The organism is Corallococcus sp. CA041A (assembly GCF_003612075.1).
GTDB classification, from domain to species: domain Bacteria; phylum Myxococcota; class Myxococcia; order Myxococcales; family Myxococcaceae; genus Corallococcus; species Corallococcus exiguus.
In genome coordinates, this window is sequence record NZ_RAWF01000120.1 from 1 (window position 1) to 18,714 (window position 18,714).

17 protein-coding genes and 1 tRNA gene are annotated in these 18,714 nt (G+C 70.7%); 8 read left to right on the forward strand and 10 right to left on the reverse strand.

What is annotated here, in order from left to right:
* From D7V77_RS21675 to larC, 7 genes are all read left to right on the forward strand, one after another.
* The coding region (locus tag D7V77_RS21675) for a methyl-accepting chemotaxis protein (protein ID WP_233597144.1) at positions 1–1,351 on the forward strand (1,351 nt) is incomplete at its 5' end.
* Between the two features lie 49 nt (positions 1,352–1,400).
* Positions 1,401–1,823, forward strand: coding sequence for a chemotaxis protein CheW (locus D7V77_RS21680; protein ID WP_120578197.1), 423 nt, complete (start codon positions 1,401–1,403; stop codon positions 1,821–1,823).
* Between the two features lie 71 nt (positions 1,824–1,894).
* A complete protein-coding gene (locus tag D7V77_RS21685) occupies positions 1,895–2,263 on the forward strand; it encodes a response regulator (protein WP_014400067.1) in 369 nt (122 codons plus the stop codon).
* A gap of 68 nt (positions 2,264–2,331) precedes the next feature.
* On the forward strand, positions 2,332–4,734 hold the full coding sequence (locus tag D7V77_RS21695; protein WP_199733816.1) for a chemotaxis protein CheA: 2,403 nt from the start codon (positions 2,332–2,334) through the stop codon (positions 4,732–4,734).
* On the forward strand, positions 4,731–5,321 hold the full coding sequence (locus D7V77_RS21700; protein WP_120578198.1) for a chemotaxis protein CheC: 591 nt from the start codon (positions 4,731–4,733) through the stop codon (positions 5,319–5,321). The genes D7V77_RS21695 and D7V77_RS21700 overlap by 4 nt, the downstream gene beginning before the upstream one ends.
* 44 nt (positions 5,322–5,365) lie before the next feature.
* Complete coding sequence (larB, locus tag D7V77_RS21705; protein ID WP_120578199.1) at positions 5,366–6,118, forward strand: nickel pincer cofactor biosynthesis protein LarB; 753 nt, start codon at positions 5,366–5,368, stop codon at positions 6,116–6,118.
* Between the two features lie 6 nt (positions 6,119–6,124).
* Positions 6,125–7,291: a nickel pincer cofactor biosynthesis protein LarC gene (gene larC / locus D7V77_RS21710; RefSeq protein ID WP_120578200.1), complete on the forward strand. Its 1,167-nt coding sequence runs from the start codon at positions 6,125–6,127 to the stop codon at positions 7,289–7,291.
* Positions 7,292–7,306: 15 nt separating this feature from the next.
* Here larC and D7V77_RS21715 read toward each other — a convergent pair whose 3' ends face one another.
* From D7V77_RS21715 to D7V77_RS21740, 6 genes are all read right to left on the reverse strand, one after another.
* Entirely contained in the window at positions 7,307–8,074 is a 768-nt protein-coding gene (locus tag D7V77_RS21715) for a VOC family protein (RefSeq protein ID WP_233597145.1), read from the reverse strand.
* A 107-nt stretch (positions 8,075–8,181) separates the two neighbouring features.
* Positions 8,182–9,816: a DUF6311 domain-containing protein gene (locus D7V77_RS21720; RefSeq protein WP_233597146.1), complete on the reverse strand. Its 1,635-nt coding sequence runs from the start codon at positions 9,814–9,816 to the stop codon at positions 8,182–8,184.
* A 127-nt stretch (positions 9,817–9,943) separates the two neighbouring features.
* Entirely contained in the window at positions 9,944–11,260 is a 1,317-nt protein-coding gene (locus D7V77_RS21725; protein ID WP_120578202.1) for a hypothetical protein, read from the reverse strand.
* Positions 11,261–11,351: 91 nt separating this feature from the next.
* Positions 11,352–13,082 carry a caspase family protein gene (locus D7V77_RS21730; protein ID WP_120578203.1) on the reverse strand — a complete coding sequence of 577 codons (1,731 nt, stop codon included), beginning with the start codon at positions 13,080–13,082 and terminating at the stop codon, positions 11,352–11,354.
* Positions 13,079–13,879: a hypothetical protein gene (locus D7V77_RS21735; protein ID WP_120578204.1), complete on the reverse strand. Its 801-nt coding sequence runs from the start codon at positions 13,877–13,879 to the stop codon at positions 13,079–13,081. Before D7V77_RS21735 ends, D7V77_RS21730 begins: the two co-directional genes overlap by 4 nt.
* Positions 13,876–14,574 carry an RNA polymerase sigma factor gene (locus D7V77_RS21740; RefSeq protein ID WP_120578205.1) on the reverse strand — a complete coding sequence of 233 codons (699 nt, stop codon included), beginning with the start codon at positions 14,572–14,574 and terminating at the stop codon, positions 13,876–13,878. The genes D7V77_RS21735 and D7V77_RS21740 overlap by 4 nt, the downstream gene beginning before the upstream one ends.
* A 116-nt stretch (positions 14,575–14,690) precedes the next feature.
* On the opposite strand from D7V77_RS21740, the gene D7V77_RS43810 reads away from it, so the two are divergent.
* Positions 14,691–14,757: transfer RNA gene (locus D7V77_RS43810), tRNA-Arg, on the forward strand.
* A gap of 119 nt (positions 14,758–14,876) precedes the next feature.
* Here D7V77_RS43810 and D7V77_RS43815 read toward each other — a convergent pair.
* From D7V77_RS43815 to D7V77_RS21755, 4 genes are all read right to left on the reverse strand, one after another.
* Positions 14,877–15,038: a hypothetical protein gene (locus tag D7V77_RS43815; protein ID WP_158624458.1), complete on the reverse strand. Its 162-nt coding sequence runs from the start codon at positions 15,036–15,038 to the stop codon at positions 14,877–14,879.
* 39 nt (positions 15,039–15,077) lie between these two features.
* Positions 15,078–16,916, reverse strand: coding sequence for a serine/threonine-protein kinase (locus D7V77_RS21745; protein ID WP_158624459.1), 1,839 nt, complete (start codon positions 16,914–16,916; stop codon positions 15,078–15,080).
* 95 nt (positions 16,917–17,011) lie between these two features.
* Positions 17,012–17,941 (reverse strand): DUF2381 family protein, encoded by a 930-nt coding sequence (locus D7V77_RS21750; protein ID WP_120578207.1) that lies wholly within the window; start codon positions 17,939–17,941, stop codon positions 17,012–17,014.
* 135 nt (positions 17,942–18,076) lie between these two features.
* Positions 18,077–18,601 (reverse strand): hypothetical protein, encoded by a 525-nt coding sequence (locus D7V77_RS21755; RefSeq protein WP_120578208.1) that lies wholly within the window; start codon positions 18,599–18,601, stop codon positions 18,077–18,079.
* Between the last annotated feature and the right edge of the window lie 113 nt (positions 18,602–18,714).

Genomic DNA, 18,714 nt, shown 5'->3' on the forward strand with positions numbered 1-18,714 from the left:
CCCCTCCTCTGGCCTCACCCCCCGACGCGAGCCGGTGCAGCGACTGCTGCGCGCCGTCGATGGCCCCAAGGCGGTTCGCGAGCAGTCCCTGCACCGGAAGATCACCACCGGCTACATCCTGCTGGGCCTGCTGCTGGGCACCTGGCTGCTCTGCACGGAGAGCCTCTTCGACGCGTCCTGGGGCAGCTGGAGCTTCATCATCCGGGTGGGCGTGGGCGTGCTCATCACCTTTGGCGGCGCCGCGTTCCTGCCGTCGCTGCTGGCGCGCGTCACCCGCGTGAAGGTGCTCAGCCGCTCCGCCTTCGAGATTTCCCAGGGTGATTTGTCCAAGCCCGTGGCCGCGGAGGTGCACAGCACCCGCGACGAAATCGACGAGCTGACGGGCGCCATCTCCCGCATGCAGGAGAACCTGCGCGAGCTGGTGGGCAAGATCCAGGACACCGCCAAGAGCGTGGCGGACACCGCCATCGACCTTCAGCGCAGCGCGGAGAACGTCAACGGGTCCACGGAGGAAGTGGGCTCGTCGATGGAGAAGATCGCCAGCGGCGCGGAGACCCAGTCGCAGCTGGTGTCGCAGGCCTCCAAGGTCATCACGGAGATGGCCGGCAGCATCCAGCGCACGGCGGCCAGCGCCCTGGACGCGGCCCGCACGTCCGCGGAGACCAGCAGCAGCGCGGAGGACGGCTCCAAGGCGGCGCGGCTCGCGGGCGACAAGGTGAAGAAGGTCTTCAACCGCATCGAGTCCGCCAGCCAGCAGGTGTTCGCCTTCGGCGAGAAGACGCAGGAGATTTCGAAGATCGTCGACGCCATCACCCAGGTGGCGCAGCAGACGAACCTCCTGGCCCTCAACGCCACCATCGAAGCGGCGCGCGCGGGCGAGTACGGCCGCGGCTTCGCGGTGGTGGCGGATGAAGTGCGCAAGCTGGCGGAGAGCGCCGGCCGCTCCGCGGAGCAGATTTCCCGCCTGGCGCGCGACATCTCCGGCCAGTCCACCTCCGTCGTCAGCGCCATGAAGGAAGGCATCGCGGAGCTGGCCGAGGGCCGTGAGGACCTCACCGACATCATGCGCTCCATGGGGGCCATCACCGACACCGCCCGCAAGGGCGCGGAGAAGGTGACGCTCATCTCCGACAGCACCCGCGACCAGATGAAGGGCAGCGAGGAGATGGTGAAGGCCATCGAGGAGATCAAGCTCGTGGCGAAGAACAACGCCAGCTCCACGGAGGCCATCCAGGCCGTCATCCAGGAGCAGACGGCCGCGGTGTCGCGGATGACGTCGCTGGCGAGCGAGCTGACCAACCTCTCCGTGGAGCTGCAGAGCGTGGTGCGCAGCTTCCGCCTGGGGCCCTGAGCGCCCCGTCCCCCGCCTGTCGCCGCCTTGCGGCACAAGGGCCTTCACCGTGCGGCACGTCATCTTCCGGGTCGAGAAGGAACGCTACGGGTTGCCCTTGTCGGCCGTCCGGGAGGTCGTGGTCCCGCCGGAGCGCTACACACGTGTACCGCGGGCCCCGGCCGCCATCACCGGGGTGATGAACCTGCGCGGCCGGGTGGTGACGGTGGTGGAGCTCCGCCAGTTGCTCCACCTGCCAGAAGGTCCCACGCCCCTGTGCCGTGTCGTGCTACTGGACCGGGGTCGCAGGGATTTGGGCCTCCTTGTGACGGACGTGGACGGCATCGAAGCGGTGGAGCGCGTCAGCGCCGCGCCGGGCAAGGCCATGCCCGCGGTTCGCGGCGTTGCCCGCCTGGGCGGTCTGGGAGTGACCGTGCTGGATCCGGAAGGACTTGATGCGGCGGTCGTTGCCTTGTTCACTCCCTCCAAGTGAGTAGCCCCCCGGAAACGGCCGGTGATAGGGTGCGCTCCCTCTAGGCCTGAAACGGAGGCGGAGTTCTTCACATGGCTAAGCGGGTGCTGGTCGTCGACGACGCCATCTTCATGCGCAACATGATCAAGGACATCTTTGCGTCTGGAGGGTTCGAGGTCGTCGGTGAGGCGGCCAACGGCCTGGAGGCCGTGGAGAAGTTCAAGGAGTTGAAGCCGGACCTCACGACGATGGACATCGTGATGCCCTTCAAGAGCGGCATTGAAGCCACGCGGGAAATCATCAAGGCCGACAGCAGCGCGGTCGTCATCATGTGCTCGGCGCTCGGACAGGAGAGCCTGGTGATGGAGGCCATCGAGGCGGGTGCCTCGGACTTCATCGTCAAGCCGTTCCGGGCGGAGGACGTGCTGGCGGTCGTGAAGAAGGTGCTGGGCGAGGCCTGAATCGGCGCGCAAGGGACCGCTCCCGCCCGGGTCGCGGCCCCTTCCGCCTGTGAAGGAGGTGCCGGGTCATGACGATGGACATGTCCCGGTATCTGGGCCTCTTCATCTCGGAGGCCACCGAGCACCTGGAGGCGCTCGGACGGGACCTCGTGGAGCTGGAGCGCGAGGCCACCGCCAGCACCGTGGACTCGATGTTCCGGCACGCCCACTCGGTGAAGGGCATGGCGTCGTCCATGGGCTTCGAGCCCATCGCGATGCTGGCGCACCGGGTGGAGGACCTGGTGGACGCGGTGCGGCAGGACCGCAAGCTCCTGGACCGGGACCTGGTGGACCTGCTGCTGAGCGCCACGGACACGCTGACGGCCCAGGTGCGCGCCGTCTCGTCCAACCGCGAACCGGAGCAGGCCGAGGGCTTGCTCAATCAGTTGAGCACCCGCGTGCAGTCGCTCACCGGCCACGCCCCCGCCGCGACCCGCGTGGCCCATGTCACCGCGCTCAAGCCCGCGACCCCGTCCGGAGGAGATGACGGGGAGGGCTCGGGAGGGGGCGAGGGCCCTTCGGGTGCCTCGGGTTCGGGGACGCCGGGTGGCTCCGCCGGGCCCGCGTCGGGTTCGGGGACGCCGGGCAGCGCGGCGGGTGCCTCGGGAGCCTCTGGCGCGGAGGCTGCGGGCTCGGGAACCTCCGCGTCGAGCAGGGCCGGGCCTTCGACTCCGGGAACCTCCGGTTCGGGAACGTCCGGCGGTGACGCGGCCTCTGGGACAGCCAGTCCGGGCGTTTCCAGCGCGGCGCCGCCCTCCGCCCTGGCGGTGATGCCGCCGGCCACGCTCATGCCACCTCGCGACCTGAGCGGCCCGGAGGCCCTCTACGGTGCCCCGGCCGCGCGGTCCCTGGCGGTGTTGCCGGAGAACGACCTTTCCACCTCCGTGGTGGCGCTGGCCTCGGGGCTCAAGGCCGCCGCCAGCGGCGTGGACGGCAAGGCCGGCGCGCCCCGCTGGTCGGTGCGCCTGCGCATCTCCCCCACCTGTCAGGTGCCCGGCGTGCGCGCGTTCCTCGTGCACAAGCGGCTGTCCTCCCTGGGCACGCTGGTGGACCTGCGCCCCCCTCTGGAGGAGCTCAAGGCCGGCCGCATCCCGGACGGCTACATCCAGGTGGACGTGGAGACCGGCGTGGGCGACGCCGGCATCCAGGCGGCCCTGCGCAACGTGGCGGAGGTGGAGGTCGTCTCCGTCGCTCCGGCCGTCCCGGAGCCGCCCGTGCTCCCCGTGGCCGCGCCCGCGTCGGACCCGGCGCGCGCCACCGCGGACGCGGGCTCTCGCACGGTGCGCGTGCGCACGGAGCTGCTCGACTACTTCCTCGACACGGTGGGTGAGCTGATGCTCGCCACCGCGCGCCTGCGCGAAGTGGGGAAGGTGCTGCCGGAGAACACGCGCCCCGCGCTGGAGGAGGGCGTCTACCGGCTGCACACGCTGGTGAAGGACCTGCACGACAAGGTCATGAGCGCGCGCATGACGCCGCTGTCGCTCATCACCGACCGGCTGCCCCGCGCCGCGCGCGACCTGGCCCGCCGCAAGGAGCGCGAGGTGGAGCTGGTCATCACCGGCGCTGAAATCGAGCTCGACCGCGCCATCCTCGACGAGCTGGCCGACCCGCTGCTGCACCTGCTCCGCAATTGCATCGACCACGGCCTGGAGTCCCCGGAGGAGCGGGCGGCCGCGAAGAAGTCCGCGCGGGGCCGCGTCACCGTCACCGTGCGCCGTGCGCGCGACCGCGTCATCATCGACATCGAGGACGACGGCCGGGGCATGGACCCCGCGAAGCTCAAGGCCTCCGCGCTCAAGCGCGGGCTCATCACCGAGGACGCCGCCCATCGCATGGCGGACCGCGACGCGTTCCTCCTGTCGTGCCTGCCGGGCGTCTCCACCGCCAAGGACATCACCGACATCTCCGGCCGCGGCGTGGGCATGGACGCGGTGAAGCGCGTGGTGGAGAGCGTGGGCGGCACGCTCGAAATCGACAGCGAGCGCGGCCGGGGCACGACCTTCACGCTGCGCCTGCCGCTCACCGTCGCCGTGGTGCACCTGCTCCTCGTCGAAGTGGGCGAGGAGGTGTTCGGCCTGCCCATCGCCAAGGTGGTGGGCGCCACGGAGGCGGATCCCCAGTCCCTGAGCAAGAGCCGAGAGACGGCGCTCCTGCCTCACGGCAATGGTCTGCTGCCGGTGCACGCCCTGGAGACGCTCCTGGGTGTGCCCGCGTCCCCCATGCCCGGCTACCGGCCCTTCGTGGTGATGGAAGGAGACGCCGGCACCGGCAAGGTGGCGCTGGCGGTGGATCGCCTCCTGGGGCAGGAGGAAGTCGTTCTCAAACCCTTGTCCCGTCCCCTGGACTTGCTGCCGGGACTGTCCGGCGTGACCATCCTGGGCAGCGGTCGTCCCGTGTTCATCCTGGACGTCCCGAGGTTACTGACCGCGTGAGCCCCCCCCTGCCCAGTGACGCGCAGCTCGACGCCCTGCGCGAGGTGGCCAACATCGGCTGTGGACATGGCGCCAACGCCCTGGCCCGGCTGGTGGGTGGCCGCGTGGACCTGTCCATCCCCGAGGTGCGCGTCACGGACGCCACCCAGGGGCCCGCGCTCTTCGCGGACGACGCCCCCGCCGTCGCCGTGCGCCTGGGCATGACGGGAGAGCTGCGCGGCGCGCTGGTGCTGGCGCTGCCGTCCGTGGACGCGGAGGCGCTGGAGTCCGCGCTGGTGCGCGGCCACCCCGCGTCCCCCGAGGAGCGCGAGAGCGCCCTGGCCGAGGCCGCGAACATCCTCGCCAGCGCGTGTCTGTCCGCCATCGGGCGGCTGACGGGCTGGCGGCTGTTGCCCTCCGTGCCCCAGCTCCAGCGCGGGCCCGTGCGCCCGGTGCTGGCGGGCGTGCTGGGCGACGTGGAGCCGGGGCCCGGCGTGGTGCTGGCGGCGCGCTTCTCGGCTTCGGGGCCCACGCCGCTGGGCGGACAGATGCTGCTGGTGCTGGAGCGCGGGAGCGCCCAGGCGCTGCTGTCCCGGCTGGGCCTCTAGGTCCGCCTGGAGGCGCGGGGGCGGCTGGGGTAGACCGCTCGCCCATGGACGAGAAGGCGCTCAGGGCCCTGCTGGGCCAGGTGAAGACGGGCAAGGTCACCCTGGACGACGCGGTGGGCAAGCTGAAGGACCTGCCATACGCGGAGCTGGGCTACGCGACGGTGGACACGCACCGCAACCTGCGGTTCGGCTTCCCGGAGGTGGTGCTGGGCGAGCCCAAGACGGTGGAGCAACTGCTGGGCATCGTCGGCGCGCTGGTGGAGCGCAAGCAGACGGTGCTGGTGACGCGGCTGCAGCCGGACAAGGCGGAGGCCCTGGTGGCGCGCTTCCCCAAGGGCCAGTACCACCCGGTGGCGCGCATCTTCCACCTGCCCCAGCGCAAGGTGAAGGCGGGCCGCGTCGCGATTGTGACGGGCGGCACCAGCGACATCCCCGTGGCGGAGGAGGCCGCGCTCACGGCGGAGGCCATGGGCGCGGAGGTGCGGCGCGTCTACGACGTGGGCGTGGCGGGCATCCACCGGCTCCTGCGCCGGCGTGAGGAGATTCAAGAGTGCCACGTCGCCGTGGCGGTGGCGGGCATGGAGGGGGCGCTGGCGAGCGCGCTGGGTGGACTCGTGGGCATCCCGGTGGTGGCGGTGCCCACGTCGGTGGGCTACGGCGCGAACCTGGGGGGCATCTCCGCGCTGCTCTCGATGGTGAACTCGTGCGCCTCCAACGTGGCCACGATGAACATCGACAACGGGTTTGGCGGCGGCTTCTACGCGGCGCTCATCTCCCGCACCAAGGGACGGAGCTGACAGGCCATGCGGCGCATCCTCTACCTGGAGCCCGTGGGCGGCATCGCCGGGGACATGTTCCTGGCGGCGGGCATCGACCTGGGCGTGTCGCCGGACGCGATTGCTCAGGCACTCTCCGGCCTCAACGTGCCGGGCTGGAAGCTGGCGGTGTCGCGCGCGGTGCGCCACGCCATCAGCGGCACGCACCTGGACGTGGTGCTGGACGCGAAGGAAGCGCACCCGCACCGCGCCTACGCGGACATCCGCCAGCTGATTGAAGCCGCGCCCACGCTGCCGGAGCGCGCGAAGGCGCGGGCCCTGGCGGTGTTCCGCGCCATCGGCGAGGCCGAGGCGAAGGTGCACGGCGTGTCCATCGACGCCATCCACTTCCATGAAGTGGGCGCGGTGGACTCCATCGTGGACATCTGCGGCGCCGCCGTGGTGCTGGAGCTGCTGGGCGACCCGGAGGTGCACGCCGCGCCGCCGCCGCTGGGCAGCGGCACCATCCGGGTGGCGCACGGCCAGATGCCCATCCCCGTGCCCGCGACGCTGGAGTTGCTTCGCGACGTGCCCGTGCGCTTCGAGGGCGTGGGCGAGCTGACGACGCCCACGGGCGCCGCGCTGCTCAAGGTGCTGACGAAGATTGGCCACCCGCCGGACTTCATCGTGGAGAAGGTGGGCTACGGCGTGGGGACGAAGGACTTCCGCGACCGGCCCAACGTGCTGCGCGCGTCGCTGGGCCGCGTGGAGACGCAGGCCACCGAAGGGCTGTGGGTGGTGGAGGCGAACCTGGATGACGCCACGCCGCAGCTCCTGGCGCACCTGGTGGAGCGGCTGCTGGAGGTGGGCGCGAAGGACGCGTGGGTGGCCCCGGTGGTGATGAAGAAGGGCCGGCCGGCGCACCTGTTGGGCGCGCTGGTGGAGGGCGGCCTGCGCGAGGCGGTGGTGGACGTGCTGTTGCGTGAGTCCACGTCGCTGGGCGTGCGCTACCACCGGGTGGAGCGCCACGCGCTGGAGCGCGACTTCGTGGAGGTGGACACGCCCTGGGGCAAGGTCCGCGTGAAGCGCGGCCTGCGGGACGGCCGGGTGCTCAACGCGCACCCGGAGTTCGACGACTGCGTCCGGCTGGCCCGGGCCGCGGGCGTGCCGGTGAAGCTGGTGATGGCCGCCGCGATGGCGGCCCTGATTCCCTGAGGCTCGGGACGCGGACTAAGCCGGCTGCGCCAGCGTGATGACGCCGAAGGCCGCGCCGCCGGGATCGGTGACGACGGCGATGCGGCCGTAGGGTGAGTCGAACGGCGGCATGATGACCTTGCCGCCCTTGGCGGTGACGGTGGCCGCGGCCTCGTCGGTGTTGGCCACGGAGAAGGTGACCATCCAGTGGGGCGGCACCTCGGCGGGCGTCTTGTCGTCGAGCTGCATCACGCCGGCCGTCTCACGGCCGTCCTTCTTCACGACCCAGTACTGCATCCGCTCATCCGGCATCTTGTCCGCCGTCATGCCGAAGAGGTCCTTGTAGAAGGCCACGGCCTTCGCGCCATCGCGCGTCTTGGCCTCGTGCCAGGTCATGGCGCCGGGCTCGTTCACCAGGCCCGCGCCGTTGAACAGGTTCGGCTGCCAGAAGCCGAAAGCCGCGCCGGAGTTGTCCGTACAGAAGGCCATGCGCCCCGCTTCCATGACGTCCATGGGCTCCATCATCACCTTGCCGCCCAGCTCCTTCAGACGGGCGACGGAGCGGTCCACGCTCTCCACGGCGAAGTAGGTGTTCCATGCCGGCGGAAACGGCGCGTCCTTGGGGCGCGGCATCATCGCCGCCACGTGCTGGCCGTTCTTGCGGGCCATCGTGTAGTAGCCGTTGTCCTTGGACGTGGGGTCGAACGTCCAGCCGAACAGCGCCCCGTAGAAGTCCCGGGCCTTCTCCAGGTCCCAGGCCGCCAGGTCCACCCAGGACACCGTCCCCGCAGCGTGCTTCGTCATCGCAGGCATCGTCGCTCCCCTCGCTGTGCGCCCGGAGAAACCCGGGCTACCTGCAAGGTAACAGCGGATCAGAAGAGGGCTGAAAGGATTTTCAGTATCACCTTGCGTCAACGGCGGGGCTGACGCGCGAGCCCCTGCGCGAACGCATCCGTGTTGCTCCCCACCACGCACACCGGCAGGTCCTCCACGAGGCCACAGTTGGCGCCCGCGTCGAGGAAGGGCTGCACGTGCGGCGGCAGGACGACGTACGCGGTGCTCGCGTCCAGGCCACCCGTAGGCAGCTGCGCGCGGCACTCCGCCGCCAGTGCCTCCGGCGTGCGCGACGCGTAGCCGCTGTTGAACGTCAGCTTCAGCCGGTACGCCTGATACGCCAGCGCGTTCACCAGCGGTTCGTCATAGCGGCACACCCACTGCACCTGCGGCGGGAAGAGGGCCAGGTGTTGGTAGGGGCCCTTCAGCGCATCCCACTCCGCGGACTTCAGGCGATGGAAGCGCACGGGCTTGAAGAGGGCGCTCTTGTCCTCGCGCACGTCATACGCCTGGAGCGCCAGCGCCACCGTCAGCGCGGCCACGGTCACGGCGGGCACGCCGCGCCACAGGCGCGCCACCAGCAGCACCGCGCCGACGACGAGCAGGTAGTGCAGCGGCCAGACGAAGCGGCCGGACGCGCGGAACGCGTTCGTCGCCTTCACCAGCGGCGCGTACAGCGAGCCCAGGTCCGCCACCGGCTGGCCCAGCCACGTCACGCGCGACGACAGCGCGTAGACGGCCATGAGCAGCACCACCACCGCCGCGGGCAGCACCCGGCGCCAGTCCAGCGTGCGCGCCTCCTGTCTGCGCACGAACAGGCTCACGCAAGCCACGACGCCGAGCAGCAGCGCCCCCGCGCCCAGGTAGCCGAAGCCCTCGCCCTGCCGGGGCGCGGCGGGCAGGTCCGGCAGCAAGCGGCCCCAACCCATGGGGTTCACCAGCGTGGCCAGGTCCGCGGAGAACTCTCCGAAGCCCTCCGCGCCCAGCCCGCCGCCGCCGAAGTAGCCGAAGAGGGCGAACAGCACCACGTCCAGCGCGGCGATGCCCGCGCACAGGGCCGCGACGCGCGCGGGGCCGAGTTTCCGGCTCCAGGCGAGCCGCACCCCGAGCGACAGCGTCAGCGGCATCAGCATGCCCACCCAGTACGGGTGGGTGCCTGACGCGATGGCGTTGAAGAGGGCCGCGAGGCCCAGGCTCCGCGTCGCGGTGCGCGCGTCCGGGATGTCCCGCAGGTTGAGCCACAGCAGGGCCAAGAGCAGCCAGTGCGCGCACAGCGTGGGGTGGCCGAAGCGCGCCGCCATCACCGGTGACAGCGCCAGCAGCGTGCCGCCCAGCACCATGGGCACCGGGCGCGCGGACACCGTCTCCACCAGCCTCGCGCCGAAGTACCCCATCAGCGCGTAGCACAGGGCCAGCCACGGTCCGGTGTACTGGAAGTCCACGGGCAACAGCGGCGACAGGGGCTTGAAGAGCAGCGCCAGCCACGGGTTGCCGTCCGTGAGCGCCACCGACGAGCCATACGGGTAGAAGTGGTTGGGCGCCGCGCCCAGGGGCAGCGTCCAGTCCGCGTTGCGGAAGAAGAGCCAGCCGAAGATGTGCGCGGCCCAGTCCTCGCGCATCATCCAGTCGATGCGCGTGGGCGGCAGCACCGGCCCGCCGCCCAGCCACAGGAACCAGCCCAGCCCGCCGAGCACCGCCAGCGCTCGCGCCACGACGAGGGCCCGGTGGGACGTGGAAGAAGAGGGCGGGGGACTCAGGGAGGGTACGGACTCGCTCAAGGCGCGGCGACTGTAGGCGCCCGCTTCCGTGCCCCGCAACCGCCTGCTTCCCTGGCGGGTCTCAACGGGGGCAGTAGCGCGCGTAGCGCAGGCCGCGCGTCGTCTCCATCGCGCCGCCGTCTGGCGGGTAGTAGTAGTGCACGTAGGAGAAGCCCACCTGGAGCCGGTCCTGGGCGTCCAGCTGCACCGCGGAGGAAGCAGGGAACGCATTCCCGCCGTCCAGCGTCTCCACGGTGAGCGGCAGCGTTCCGCCGGCGGCTCTCGTGCCGTCCAGCACCTTCACGACCAACTGGCTGGTGCTCCCGCTGGAGTCCGCGTTCGCGTCCGCATCATCCAGAAGGGCATGGCGGAGGGTCGGGTAGGCGGTGCTTCGCGACAGCGCGGGACCCCGGCTCAGGAAGGCCCCGAGTCCGTACGACGTCCAGCCGCTGGCTTCCTTCGTCCACAGCCACGCCCCCTGCGTGTCGGAGCCCACCACGGAGGGGCGTCCATCCGAGTCCACCTCGAGCGCGATGCGGTAGCGCGGTGAACTCAAGGGAATCCGCCAGTCCAGCGGCTCGGCGAGCCACGCCCCTGACGTGTTGCTCGCGTACACGACCTGGGACTTCCCCATGTCGTCCATGCGCACGAACACGATGTGGACGTACCCGGCGGCATCCACGGCGATCCGCTCACGGTCGCCCTTGGCGCCCACCGCCTCCAGTGGCGCCATGTCCCAGCTCCCCGTGCTGGAACGGGTGCCGTGCAGATAGCCCACCTGGGGGTAGGGCCGGCCGATGAGCAGGTGGGGCGCGTCCTGGGCGTCGAGGGTGATGGCCGCCGCCCAGCCCTCTCTCAGCACCTGGGACCGCCAGACGCCGCCGGTGTCTTGTGCGTAGCCGACGTTGTTGCCCTGCTGGAACAGCACGTGGTGCGTGCCGTCCGTGGCCACGGCCATGTGCACGTCATAGGCGGTCCACACGCTCTCCACGCGCACCGGGACATCGCCCGGCCGGGTGGTGCCCACGTGGAGGCGGGAGTTCTTCGAATAGGCGTAGTGGCCCACGCCCTGCGCGTCGAAGACGAACGCGGCGATGATGATGTCGATTCCCTCGTCCAGCACCCGGGTCGTCCAGCCTGGGACGGCGCCGCACTCGCCGCCATCCGTGCCCGAGTCGGGGAGCGCGCCGCCATCGCCTCCGTCCGTTCCGCCATCCTCCTCCCCGGCGTCGGGGCGGGTCACCACGAGCTGCACGCAGGTGCCGGAGGCGCTCCGGGTCACCTGGCCCTGCCCGGGTTTGGAGACCCCATTCGTGCAGATGGGGTCGCAGCCAGCCAGCAGCACGGTGGCCACGGCGGCGCTCGACAGCGCGGTGTGCACGAAGAATGAACGGGACACGGAAGGACCGTCAGGGCTCGAGGTTGGCGCGGTGGGCGCGACGGCTGCGCACCCACGCACGGACACGGCCGGGCCCGACGGCCCGCGTCCGCTAGCGCCTCAGTGAGATTTCCAGGCCGTACTGCCCGTCCATGACGGTCTTGCCGTTGGCGGTGACGCGATCCACGCCCACCTGGGCTGAAAGTCGCAGCGGCATTCCCGCGAACCGCCCCGTCACGCCCGCGGCCACGTGGCCGGTGAGCATCGCGGGGTCCGCCTGGCGGAAGCCCGGCGCCGTGAGGCCCAGGAGCCCCCAGCCCAGCCCCACCTCCGCGAACAGCGGCGTGTTCGCGGGACGCTCCAACCCCACCAGCCCCTCCACCGTGAAGCGGTGCAGCCGGATGCCGTCCTGGGCCGCGAGCGGCGTCACGCCATACGCCCCGCGCACGCCGTAGTAGAGCAGGTCCATGGAGGACGGCGTGCGCCACGACAGGCTGGGCCCGGCGGAGAACTTCGCCAGCCCCAACGGCGAGCGCCCCGCGCCCAGGCCCAGCTCCAACCGCGACGTCCAGTCGGACGGCGACGCCACGGCCAGCGGGGAGCGCGCCCCGCCAATGACGGACGGCTGGAAGGGGTTGCTGAAGTCCACCGGCACCAGCCCCACGGCGGCGACGTACTCGTCGTAGAACGACCGGTCCAGCGGAACGGCGAACAGGCCCCGGCGGAGCGCCTCCTCCGCGGGACCTCGCTCTTGCAATTCGCGCGGGCGCAATTCGGGCGTGCCCGAGGACAGCTGCGCCAGCGTGACGCGCGCCTCCGCGTTCGGCGCGCGCACCCAGTACACGTCGCGAGGCGGCAGCAGGATTTGCGTCCACTGCTGCGGCGAGCGCCGCACGTCCACCAGCCGCTGGCCGTCCGCGTCCTCCACGGAGAGGCGCGCGTACTCGAAGCCGGCGGGGAAGGTGACCCGAGGGCCTTCGGGCGCGGGGCCCACCAGCGGGCGGCGGGGCTCCGCGGTGGGCGCGAAGGCGTTGACGGACAGGCGCGCGGGCATGCCCTTCACTCCATGCAGCGAGGCGGCCACGAACGCGGCCAGCTCGCTGTACTCCACCTGTCCGTCGCCGTTGATGTCCGCGCCGCCCAGGAGGCCGGAGCGGGCCACGTGGCTGAAGACACCCGCGCGGATGCGGGACCACTCGTGCGTCTCGCCGTCCTCGCTCTCCGCGAAGAGGGCGCCCACGTGGGGGCGCGACGCCAGTTGCTCGCGCGCGAGCACTCCGCGCAGCTCCGCCAGCACCGCCGCGTCCGGCGTCCCGCCGCGGCTGCCCACCACACCGGAGGCGCGGCACGCATCCGCGATGACGTGCACGTAGTCCGCGCCCAGCGGATCCACGACCTCCGAATAGAGGCTGCTGCGGTCCAGGCGCGCATCGGCGAGCGTGAAGTAGGCGCGGCCCGCGTCGTCCGTGTTGCCGTGGCCCACGTAGACGATGAGCACGTCCGTCTGGCGTCCCGCCGCGCGGTCCGCGAGCGTCGCCGCCTGCAGCCGCTTCACGGCCTGCTCCACCGCGGCGCGCGTGGGGGCCTGCGCGGACTTCAGCACCAGGCTGCCGCCCTTGCGCGTGGGCTCGTCCGGGTCGACGAGCAGCGTGGTCTCCACGCCCAGCCGCTTGAGCGTCTCCGCCCACAGCACACCGTCGTCATCCGCGTAGCGCAGCGGCGCGAGCGCCGGGTCGTCACTGCCGTTGTGGGCGATGACGAGCGCGCGCCGCACGGTGTCCGCGAATGCCTCCGGCGCCGCCATCAGCAGCGCTGCCCCCAGGAGGACTTCCAGCTTCTTCATGGAGAATCCTTTACCCGGACCTCCTGCCTGAGCACCACCACCCCCGCTGTCGTCCCGCTGCGCAGGGCTGACAGGGTTGCGTCCGGGTGCTCTGAGAACGTGGCGGTGACCTCCGCCATATCGGAGCCCGCGGGCAGCGCGACCGTCAGCTCCAGGGGGCGCTCCTCGCCGGCCTTGCCGCTGAGCGGGAAGGGGCCGTTGACCTCTTCGTGGCCGCCGGCGCGCACGCGCACCGCGACGTGGGTGTAGGGCGGACGGGCGCCCGCCGCGAAGGCCAGCGTGGCGCCCGGGGTGCACGCGGCCCCAGCGCGCAGCTCGTGCAGCGACTGGCCGGGCTTCGCGCAGAAGACGCGCAGGACGGCCTGGGCCACCGGCGCAGAGGGTGGAGCCGGGTCATGCACGGCCCCCCGGACGCTGAACTCGGGTTCGGTGGGCTCGATGGATGCGGTGGGGCCGAAGGACGAGGGGGTCACCATCACCGCGAGGAACAGGGCCGCCAGCGTGGCGCCGAGCACCGCGAGGGTGGGCCACCGCGCGGGGGCGGCGTCCGGGGGCGAGGCGGCGTTGAGGGCGGCTTCGAGTCCCGCGGCGGTGAGGGTCTCCAGCTCCGTGGAGGTGGGGGCGTCCGTCTGGCCGGACTCGAGGACGCGGTGGGCGCGGGCCCACTTGTCGTAGCGGGCGCCGCAGCGGGCGCAGGCGTGGGCGTGACGTAGGAGCCGCGAGGATTCGGGGGCGGACAGCTCCCCCAGGGACCAGCGCGTCAGTCCCGCGTCCACATGTCGCTCGTACCACTTCATGGGAGGCTCCCGAATGGGATGGCGCACAGCAGGGCCAGGGTGGCGAGCAGGGCGCCCAATTGCAGGCCTCCCGGGACGGTGTCGCTGTCCAGCCAGCCCGAGTCCTTCAGGTGTTCGGTGAACTGCAACCGCAAGCGGCGTTCGCGCACCCGCACCTCGCCGCGGGTGAGCTTCAGCTGGTCGGCGGCGGACTCCTGGGACAGGCCGTCCATGAAGCGCAGCTGGGCCAGGGCGCGCCCTTCGGCGGGCAGGGCCTCCAGGAAGCGGCGCACGATGGAGCGGACCTCTGCGCCCAGGGCCTCTTCTTCCGGGCTCTTGCTCTCGGTGGGCGCATGGGTGAGCTCCGGAGCGTCATCCAGGGGGATGGCCTCCCGGGCCACGCGGCCGGAGGCGCGCATCAGGTCGATGGCGGTGGAGCGCGCGACGGTGAGGAGGAAGCCCAGGTAGGGGCGCACGCCGTCGTAGGCCTGGCGCATGTGGGGGCGGAAGGCCCGAACGAAGGTCTCTTGATGGGCGGCGTCCAGGTCCAGCGGCGTGAGCGCGATGGAGCGGGTGCCGGTCTCCGAGTGGACGGAGAAGCGCCGGGACAGGTAGCGCAGCACTTCGGGTGAATAGGTGCGGTAGACCTGGGTGAGCACGGCGGTGTCACCCCGGCGGAAGGCCTCCAAGACTGACCGCTCGGTTCCTGGCAGCACGCGGAATGCTCCGTCTCATGGAGGCGCCCGGCCGGGCCCCTTCTGGAAATGAGATACGAAATGACCCCGAAATCCGGGTCGTCCCCACACGCACGGCGTGCGTTTTATTGAGCCCGGGCCCGGAGATGATTGCCAAAACGGCGTTGGCCTCCGGAGCCAAAGGCCGTGGGTTCGAATCCTGCAATGACTCAAGCCGGGTCGGTGGGCGTCTCCAGCGCTTCGCCCGTCCACCATCCCGGCGAGGTCTCCTTCCAGCGAAGCGTGGCAGGGCGGCCGAACAGGTCCACCAGCGTCTGCTCCATTCAGGCCCGGGCCTCCTCGAATGAAGTGGATGGGGTGCTGTCGAGCAGCCTCCCATCCGTGATGCCTTCCTGGGTGTAGATGGCGTAGCGCCAGCCCTCGGTGGGCTTGGGGTGGTAGAGCACGACGGAGCGGAGCGCTTCGTTCGCCAGGATGTGGCTCATCCCCTGGGGCTTACCGCAGGCGCATGCCCATGAGGTCCGCTACGGGAACGCGTCCACCACGGTGTAGCCCACGCTCCGGGGCAGCAGTGCGGTGCCGGGTTTGGAGCTTGGATCCTTCGGCCACCAGCCGTCGCTGTTTCCGAGGACGAAGCAGACCGGATGGGTGCGGCCGGCAGGCGTCTCCGCTCGCGTGTAGCGGCCCACCACGTGTTCTCCCTGCGTCCACAGCTGTCCATACAGGAGGGTGCCAGCGGGAAGGCCGCCATGTCGCTCCTTCTGGACGCTCACGATGTTCCCGTCACTCACGGAGACCAGGGTGGCATCCGTGCGGAAGGGGTAGCGGACGTCGAGTGTGATGGCCGCCTTTCCATCCCGCCGCAGGTCCAGCTTCTTCATCGACTCCAACGCCTCCGAGGAGCAGCGCTGGGGCTTGGGCGTCACCTGCGCGCCCGCGCAAGCGATGAGCGTGGAGGCCGCGCCGACGGCCAGCGTGCAGCCTCGCGCAAGTGAACGGGTTCGGACCGGGGACTCCTGCTTCAAGGGAAGGGTCATGGCTTCCTGCTCCAATGGAAGCGGCGCAGGGGAAGGAGGGGCCGCTTCGGACGCGGCAGCTTGGTCGGGCCCAGGTCCCCGCGCCACGGGAGGCGGAGAGGGATGCGCCGGCGCATCGATGCGGACCTTGGAGACGGCCCCCAGACTCCAGGCCAGCCATCCCAAGGCCAGCACGAAAGCGACTCCCACGGCCCCCCGGCGCCAGCGGGCTCGCAATGTCTGACGGTGCCGACCCGCGCTCGCGGCGAGGATGGACCGGGCTTCCATGCGGGCGACATGGGCGGGGGCCCGGCGGCGCAGTTCGCGTGCTTCGCGAATGCGTTGGAGCCGGTCCAGGCGCTGAAGACGTGCGTGCTGGAGCGGCACCTCCTGACCGGGAGCCACGGGCCCCACCATTTCGGGCGCGTCCTGTGTCGTGCGTGAAGAAGAGGAGGGCGCTGTGGCCCAGTCGAAGAGAGGCAAGTCCCAGGATGCATCCGCATGGGCCAGGACCTGATGCAGTTCGGAGGCCAGTGCGGATGCGCTCGGAGGCCTCTCCTCGGGCGCAAAGGCGAGCAGGTGGGTGACGAGCGAGGTCAGGGCCTCTGGCGCATGCGAGCCGGGCCATGCGCGCGTCGGTCCCTCACCATTCAAAAGGAGCGCCGGATAGGTATCAGTCAACAGCCGGTAGAAGGTGACGCCCACGGCGTACAACTCATCCGCCACGCCATAGCGAGGACACTCCTGCGCAGGCATTGAAGGCATTGCCAGCCGCCAGCGGTGGAGCTGCGGGCTCAAGTAGTGCGCCGTGCCGGGAGGAAGCTGGCCTGTTCCGGTCAGGGGCGGTGCGTCCGGGTGCCAGCCCGCGCCCCAGTCCAACAAGGTGAGCCGTCCATCCGGCTGGACGCGGATGTTGTCTCCCTTGAAGTCGCGGTGCAGGACGCCGTGTCGGTGCGCGAAGCTCAGGATGTCCGCAGCCTGGACGAGCAATGCACCCACCTCGCGAGCCGTGGGGTTGCGAGCGCGGGCCCACTCATACAGCGACTCGCCGTCCACGTGCTCCATCACCAGGAATGGGTAGCTCCCGGAGCCCGGCCGCCATGCGCCCGCATCCACGAAGCGAGGCACTCCCGGGTGCGGCAAGCGGGACAGCACCGCCGCTTCGCGTGAGAACCAGGGGCTATCGGGTTGGCGAGCCAGCTTCAGGGCGTATTGCTTTCCGCGGGGACGGCGCTTCGCCTGAACGACGTAGACCGTGCCGTATCCACCTGACGCCAATCGTTGGACGACGCGCCAGGAACCAATGAGCGTTCCGGCAGGAAGCGCATCCACTACGAGCAGCCGCATGGCAGGCAGGGCCGCCCCGAAAGCCTTGTGGGCGGGCTTCGTGGAGGTGTGATGCTCGGACCTGACCGGATCACCGGGAGTTGCCTCATGCGAACTCATGGCGACACCTGCTCCCAGCGGATGCCTCGTTCGCCCTTCACATCCAAGAGCTCCAGGGTGAAGTGCGCGCCTGGAGGCAGGTCCGGCAGTGCGTTCCACTCCACCACCACGGTGGAGCGCTCGCCAGGTGCCAGCTGTCGCACCTGTATGAGCAGGGGAATCTCACGGACGGGGATGCCACCCGCGTCAGGTCCCCGAGGTGTCACGCGAGCAAAGCCTGGGAGCCAGGGGGCCGCCCCCATGGGATTGCGCAAGGAGGTGGAGAGGGCGCGGGTGCTCGCGGTGCGGTAGATCACGTGAGGACCCTCGGCGACGATGCCCATGCTCACGGGTGACTCACGGATGTAGTCCACGGTGATGCCCTCCTGGGTCACCGCCCCCGTCAACACCGCCCCACCCAGTCCACTGAGCGCGCACTGCGCACGCAGCGTCGCGAGCCCCGCCTCGGTGACCGCGCAATGGGCCCTCAGGTCCGCGAGTTCCTTCCCCAAATCCTGCGCGGTGCGTCCCTGCCGGAACACCTCCACCTGTGAATCCACCTCCGCCGCCACGGTCGTGAGCACGAAGCCCACCTGCGCCGGAGCACCGGGCCCCGCGAAGCGCACGGTGATCACTGGTTCCTTGCCCACGGGAACGTCCATGGACGCCTTGAGGACAAGCACGTCTTCATGCACCGCCACGCGAGTGAAGAAGGGCGCGAGCACGCTCCGGTCCACGGACTCCGGAACGATGGGCGCATCGAAGGTGACAGTGGTCACCTCATGGGCCGCGACGTGCAGCGGATGAAGCACCGGAGGCTCCTCCGAGCGCAGCGTGAGCTGCCGGGCCTTGCGTTCCCTGACCACGGGAGTGCGGGTCTGCGCCACCGCCGTGGTGCCCATCAGGATCGTCAGCACCAGGGGAATGAGCGAAGTGGACAGCGACATCACGGGTCACCTCCATCCTTCAAACCTAACAGATAGGGGTGACACGCATGAGAGGCCACGGGCCTGGGAGGCTTTTGGCTGCGGCGGCTGGACAAGGAAAACCCAGCCTACCTCAAGGATTGCGTGGGGAAAGGCCTACTCGGCCTTCGAATTTTCGGTTGGAGGTGCTTCTCGAAGCGGAGACGGAGCCTGCTCCTCGGTGGGCGGAGCAGGGCTGTCAGCGGGGGCCTCTGCTGCGTCGGGCTGCGCTTCCATGGGGACGTCGGGTGTGCGCGGGGCCTTCGCTACCACCTCGCCTTGGGGGGTGACCGCGTAGACCTGCCACCAGTCGAGGACCCGGCCATTGGGACCGCCACACCTGCTGAACCGCTGTTCCACGGCGACGTAGTACAGGCCGGTGGTCGGTCCGGTGAAGACGGCGACATCGAGTCCCTGTTCCGGGCTCGCGCAGCCATGGAAGAGCTGCGGATGGGGATTGGTCCGGACCACTTCCCGCAGCGCTCCTGCCGCGGCCACGGCGGCTCCCGCTTCGGTGAAGGGGAGGACGGAGGCCGAGGACTGTTCATCCGGCCATTGCACCTCCCCCGTCCATGACGGCTTGTGCCGAACGCATCCGCCAGCCAATGCGATGAGCCCTAAGAGCAGGAGTGCCTTGCGCATTGTGACGTTCACTCGTTCAGGAGCCGCAGGGTTCCGGGACGGCACTGGGGTGCACTGCTGAAAGGGGGGCCAGTCGAGGCCGTCCAAACCTGTCCGACTGTCGGACAAGTTCG

Excerpts from the sequence above, each read along its gene's own strand:
- D7V77_RS21685 (WP_014400067.1), top strand. The coding sequence starts at position 1,895 with ATGGCTAAGCGGGTGCTGGTCGTCGACGACGCCATCTTCATGCGCAAC.
- D7V77_RS21695 (WP_199733816.1), top strand. The coding sequence starts at position 2,332 with ATGACGATGGACATGTCCCGGTATCTGGGCCTCTTCATCTCGGAGGCC.
- larB (WP_120578199.1), top strand. The coding sequence starts at position 5,366 with ATGGACGAGAAGGCGCTCAGGGCCCTGCTGGGCCAGGTGAAGACGGGC.
- larC (WP_120578200.1), top strand. The coding sequence starts at position 6,125 with ATGCGGCGCATCCTCTACCTGGAGCCCGTGGGCGGCATCGCCGGGGAC.
- D7V77_RS21715 (WP_233597145.1), bottom strand. The coding sequence starts at position 8,074 with ATGACGAAGCACGCTGCGGGGACGGTGTCCTGGGTGGACCTGGCGGCC.
- D7V77_RS21730 (WP_120578203.1), bottom strand. The coding sequence starts at position 13,082 with ATGAAGAAGCTGGAAGTCCTCCTGGGGGCAGCGCTGCTGATGGCGGCG.
- D7V77_RS21735 (WP_120578204.1), bottom strand. The coding sequence starts at position 13,879 with ATGAAGTGGTACGAGCGACATGTGGACGCGGGACTGACGCGCTGGTCC.
- D7V77_RS43815 (WP_158624458.1), bottom strand. The coding sequence starts at position 15,038 with ATGAGCCACATCCTGGCGAACGAAGCGCTCCGCTCCGTCGTGCTCTAC.
- D7V77_RS21745 (WP_158624459.1), bottom strand. The coding sequence starts at position 16,916 with ATGCGGCTGCTCGTAGTGGATGCGCTTCCTGCCGGAACGCTCATTGGT.
- D7V77_RS21750 (WP_120578207.1), bottom strand. The coding sequence starts at position 17,941 with ATGTCGCTGTCCACTTCGCTCATTCCCCTGGTGCTGACGATCCTGATG.
- D7V77_RS21755 (WP_120578208.1), bottom strand. The coding sequence starts at position 18,601 with ATGCGCAAGGCACTCCTGCTCTTAGGGCTCATCGCATTGGCTGGCGGA.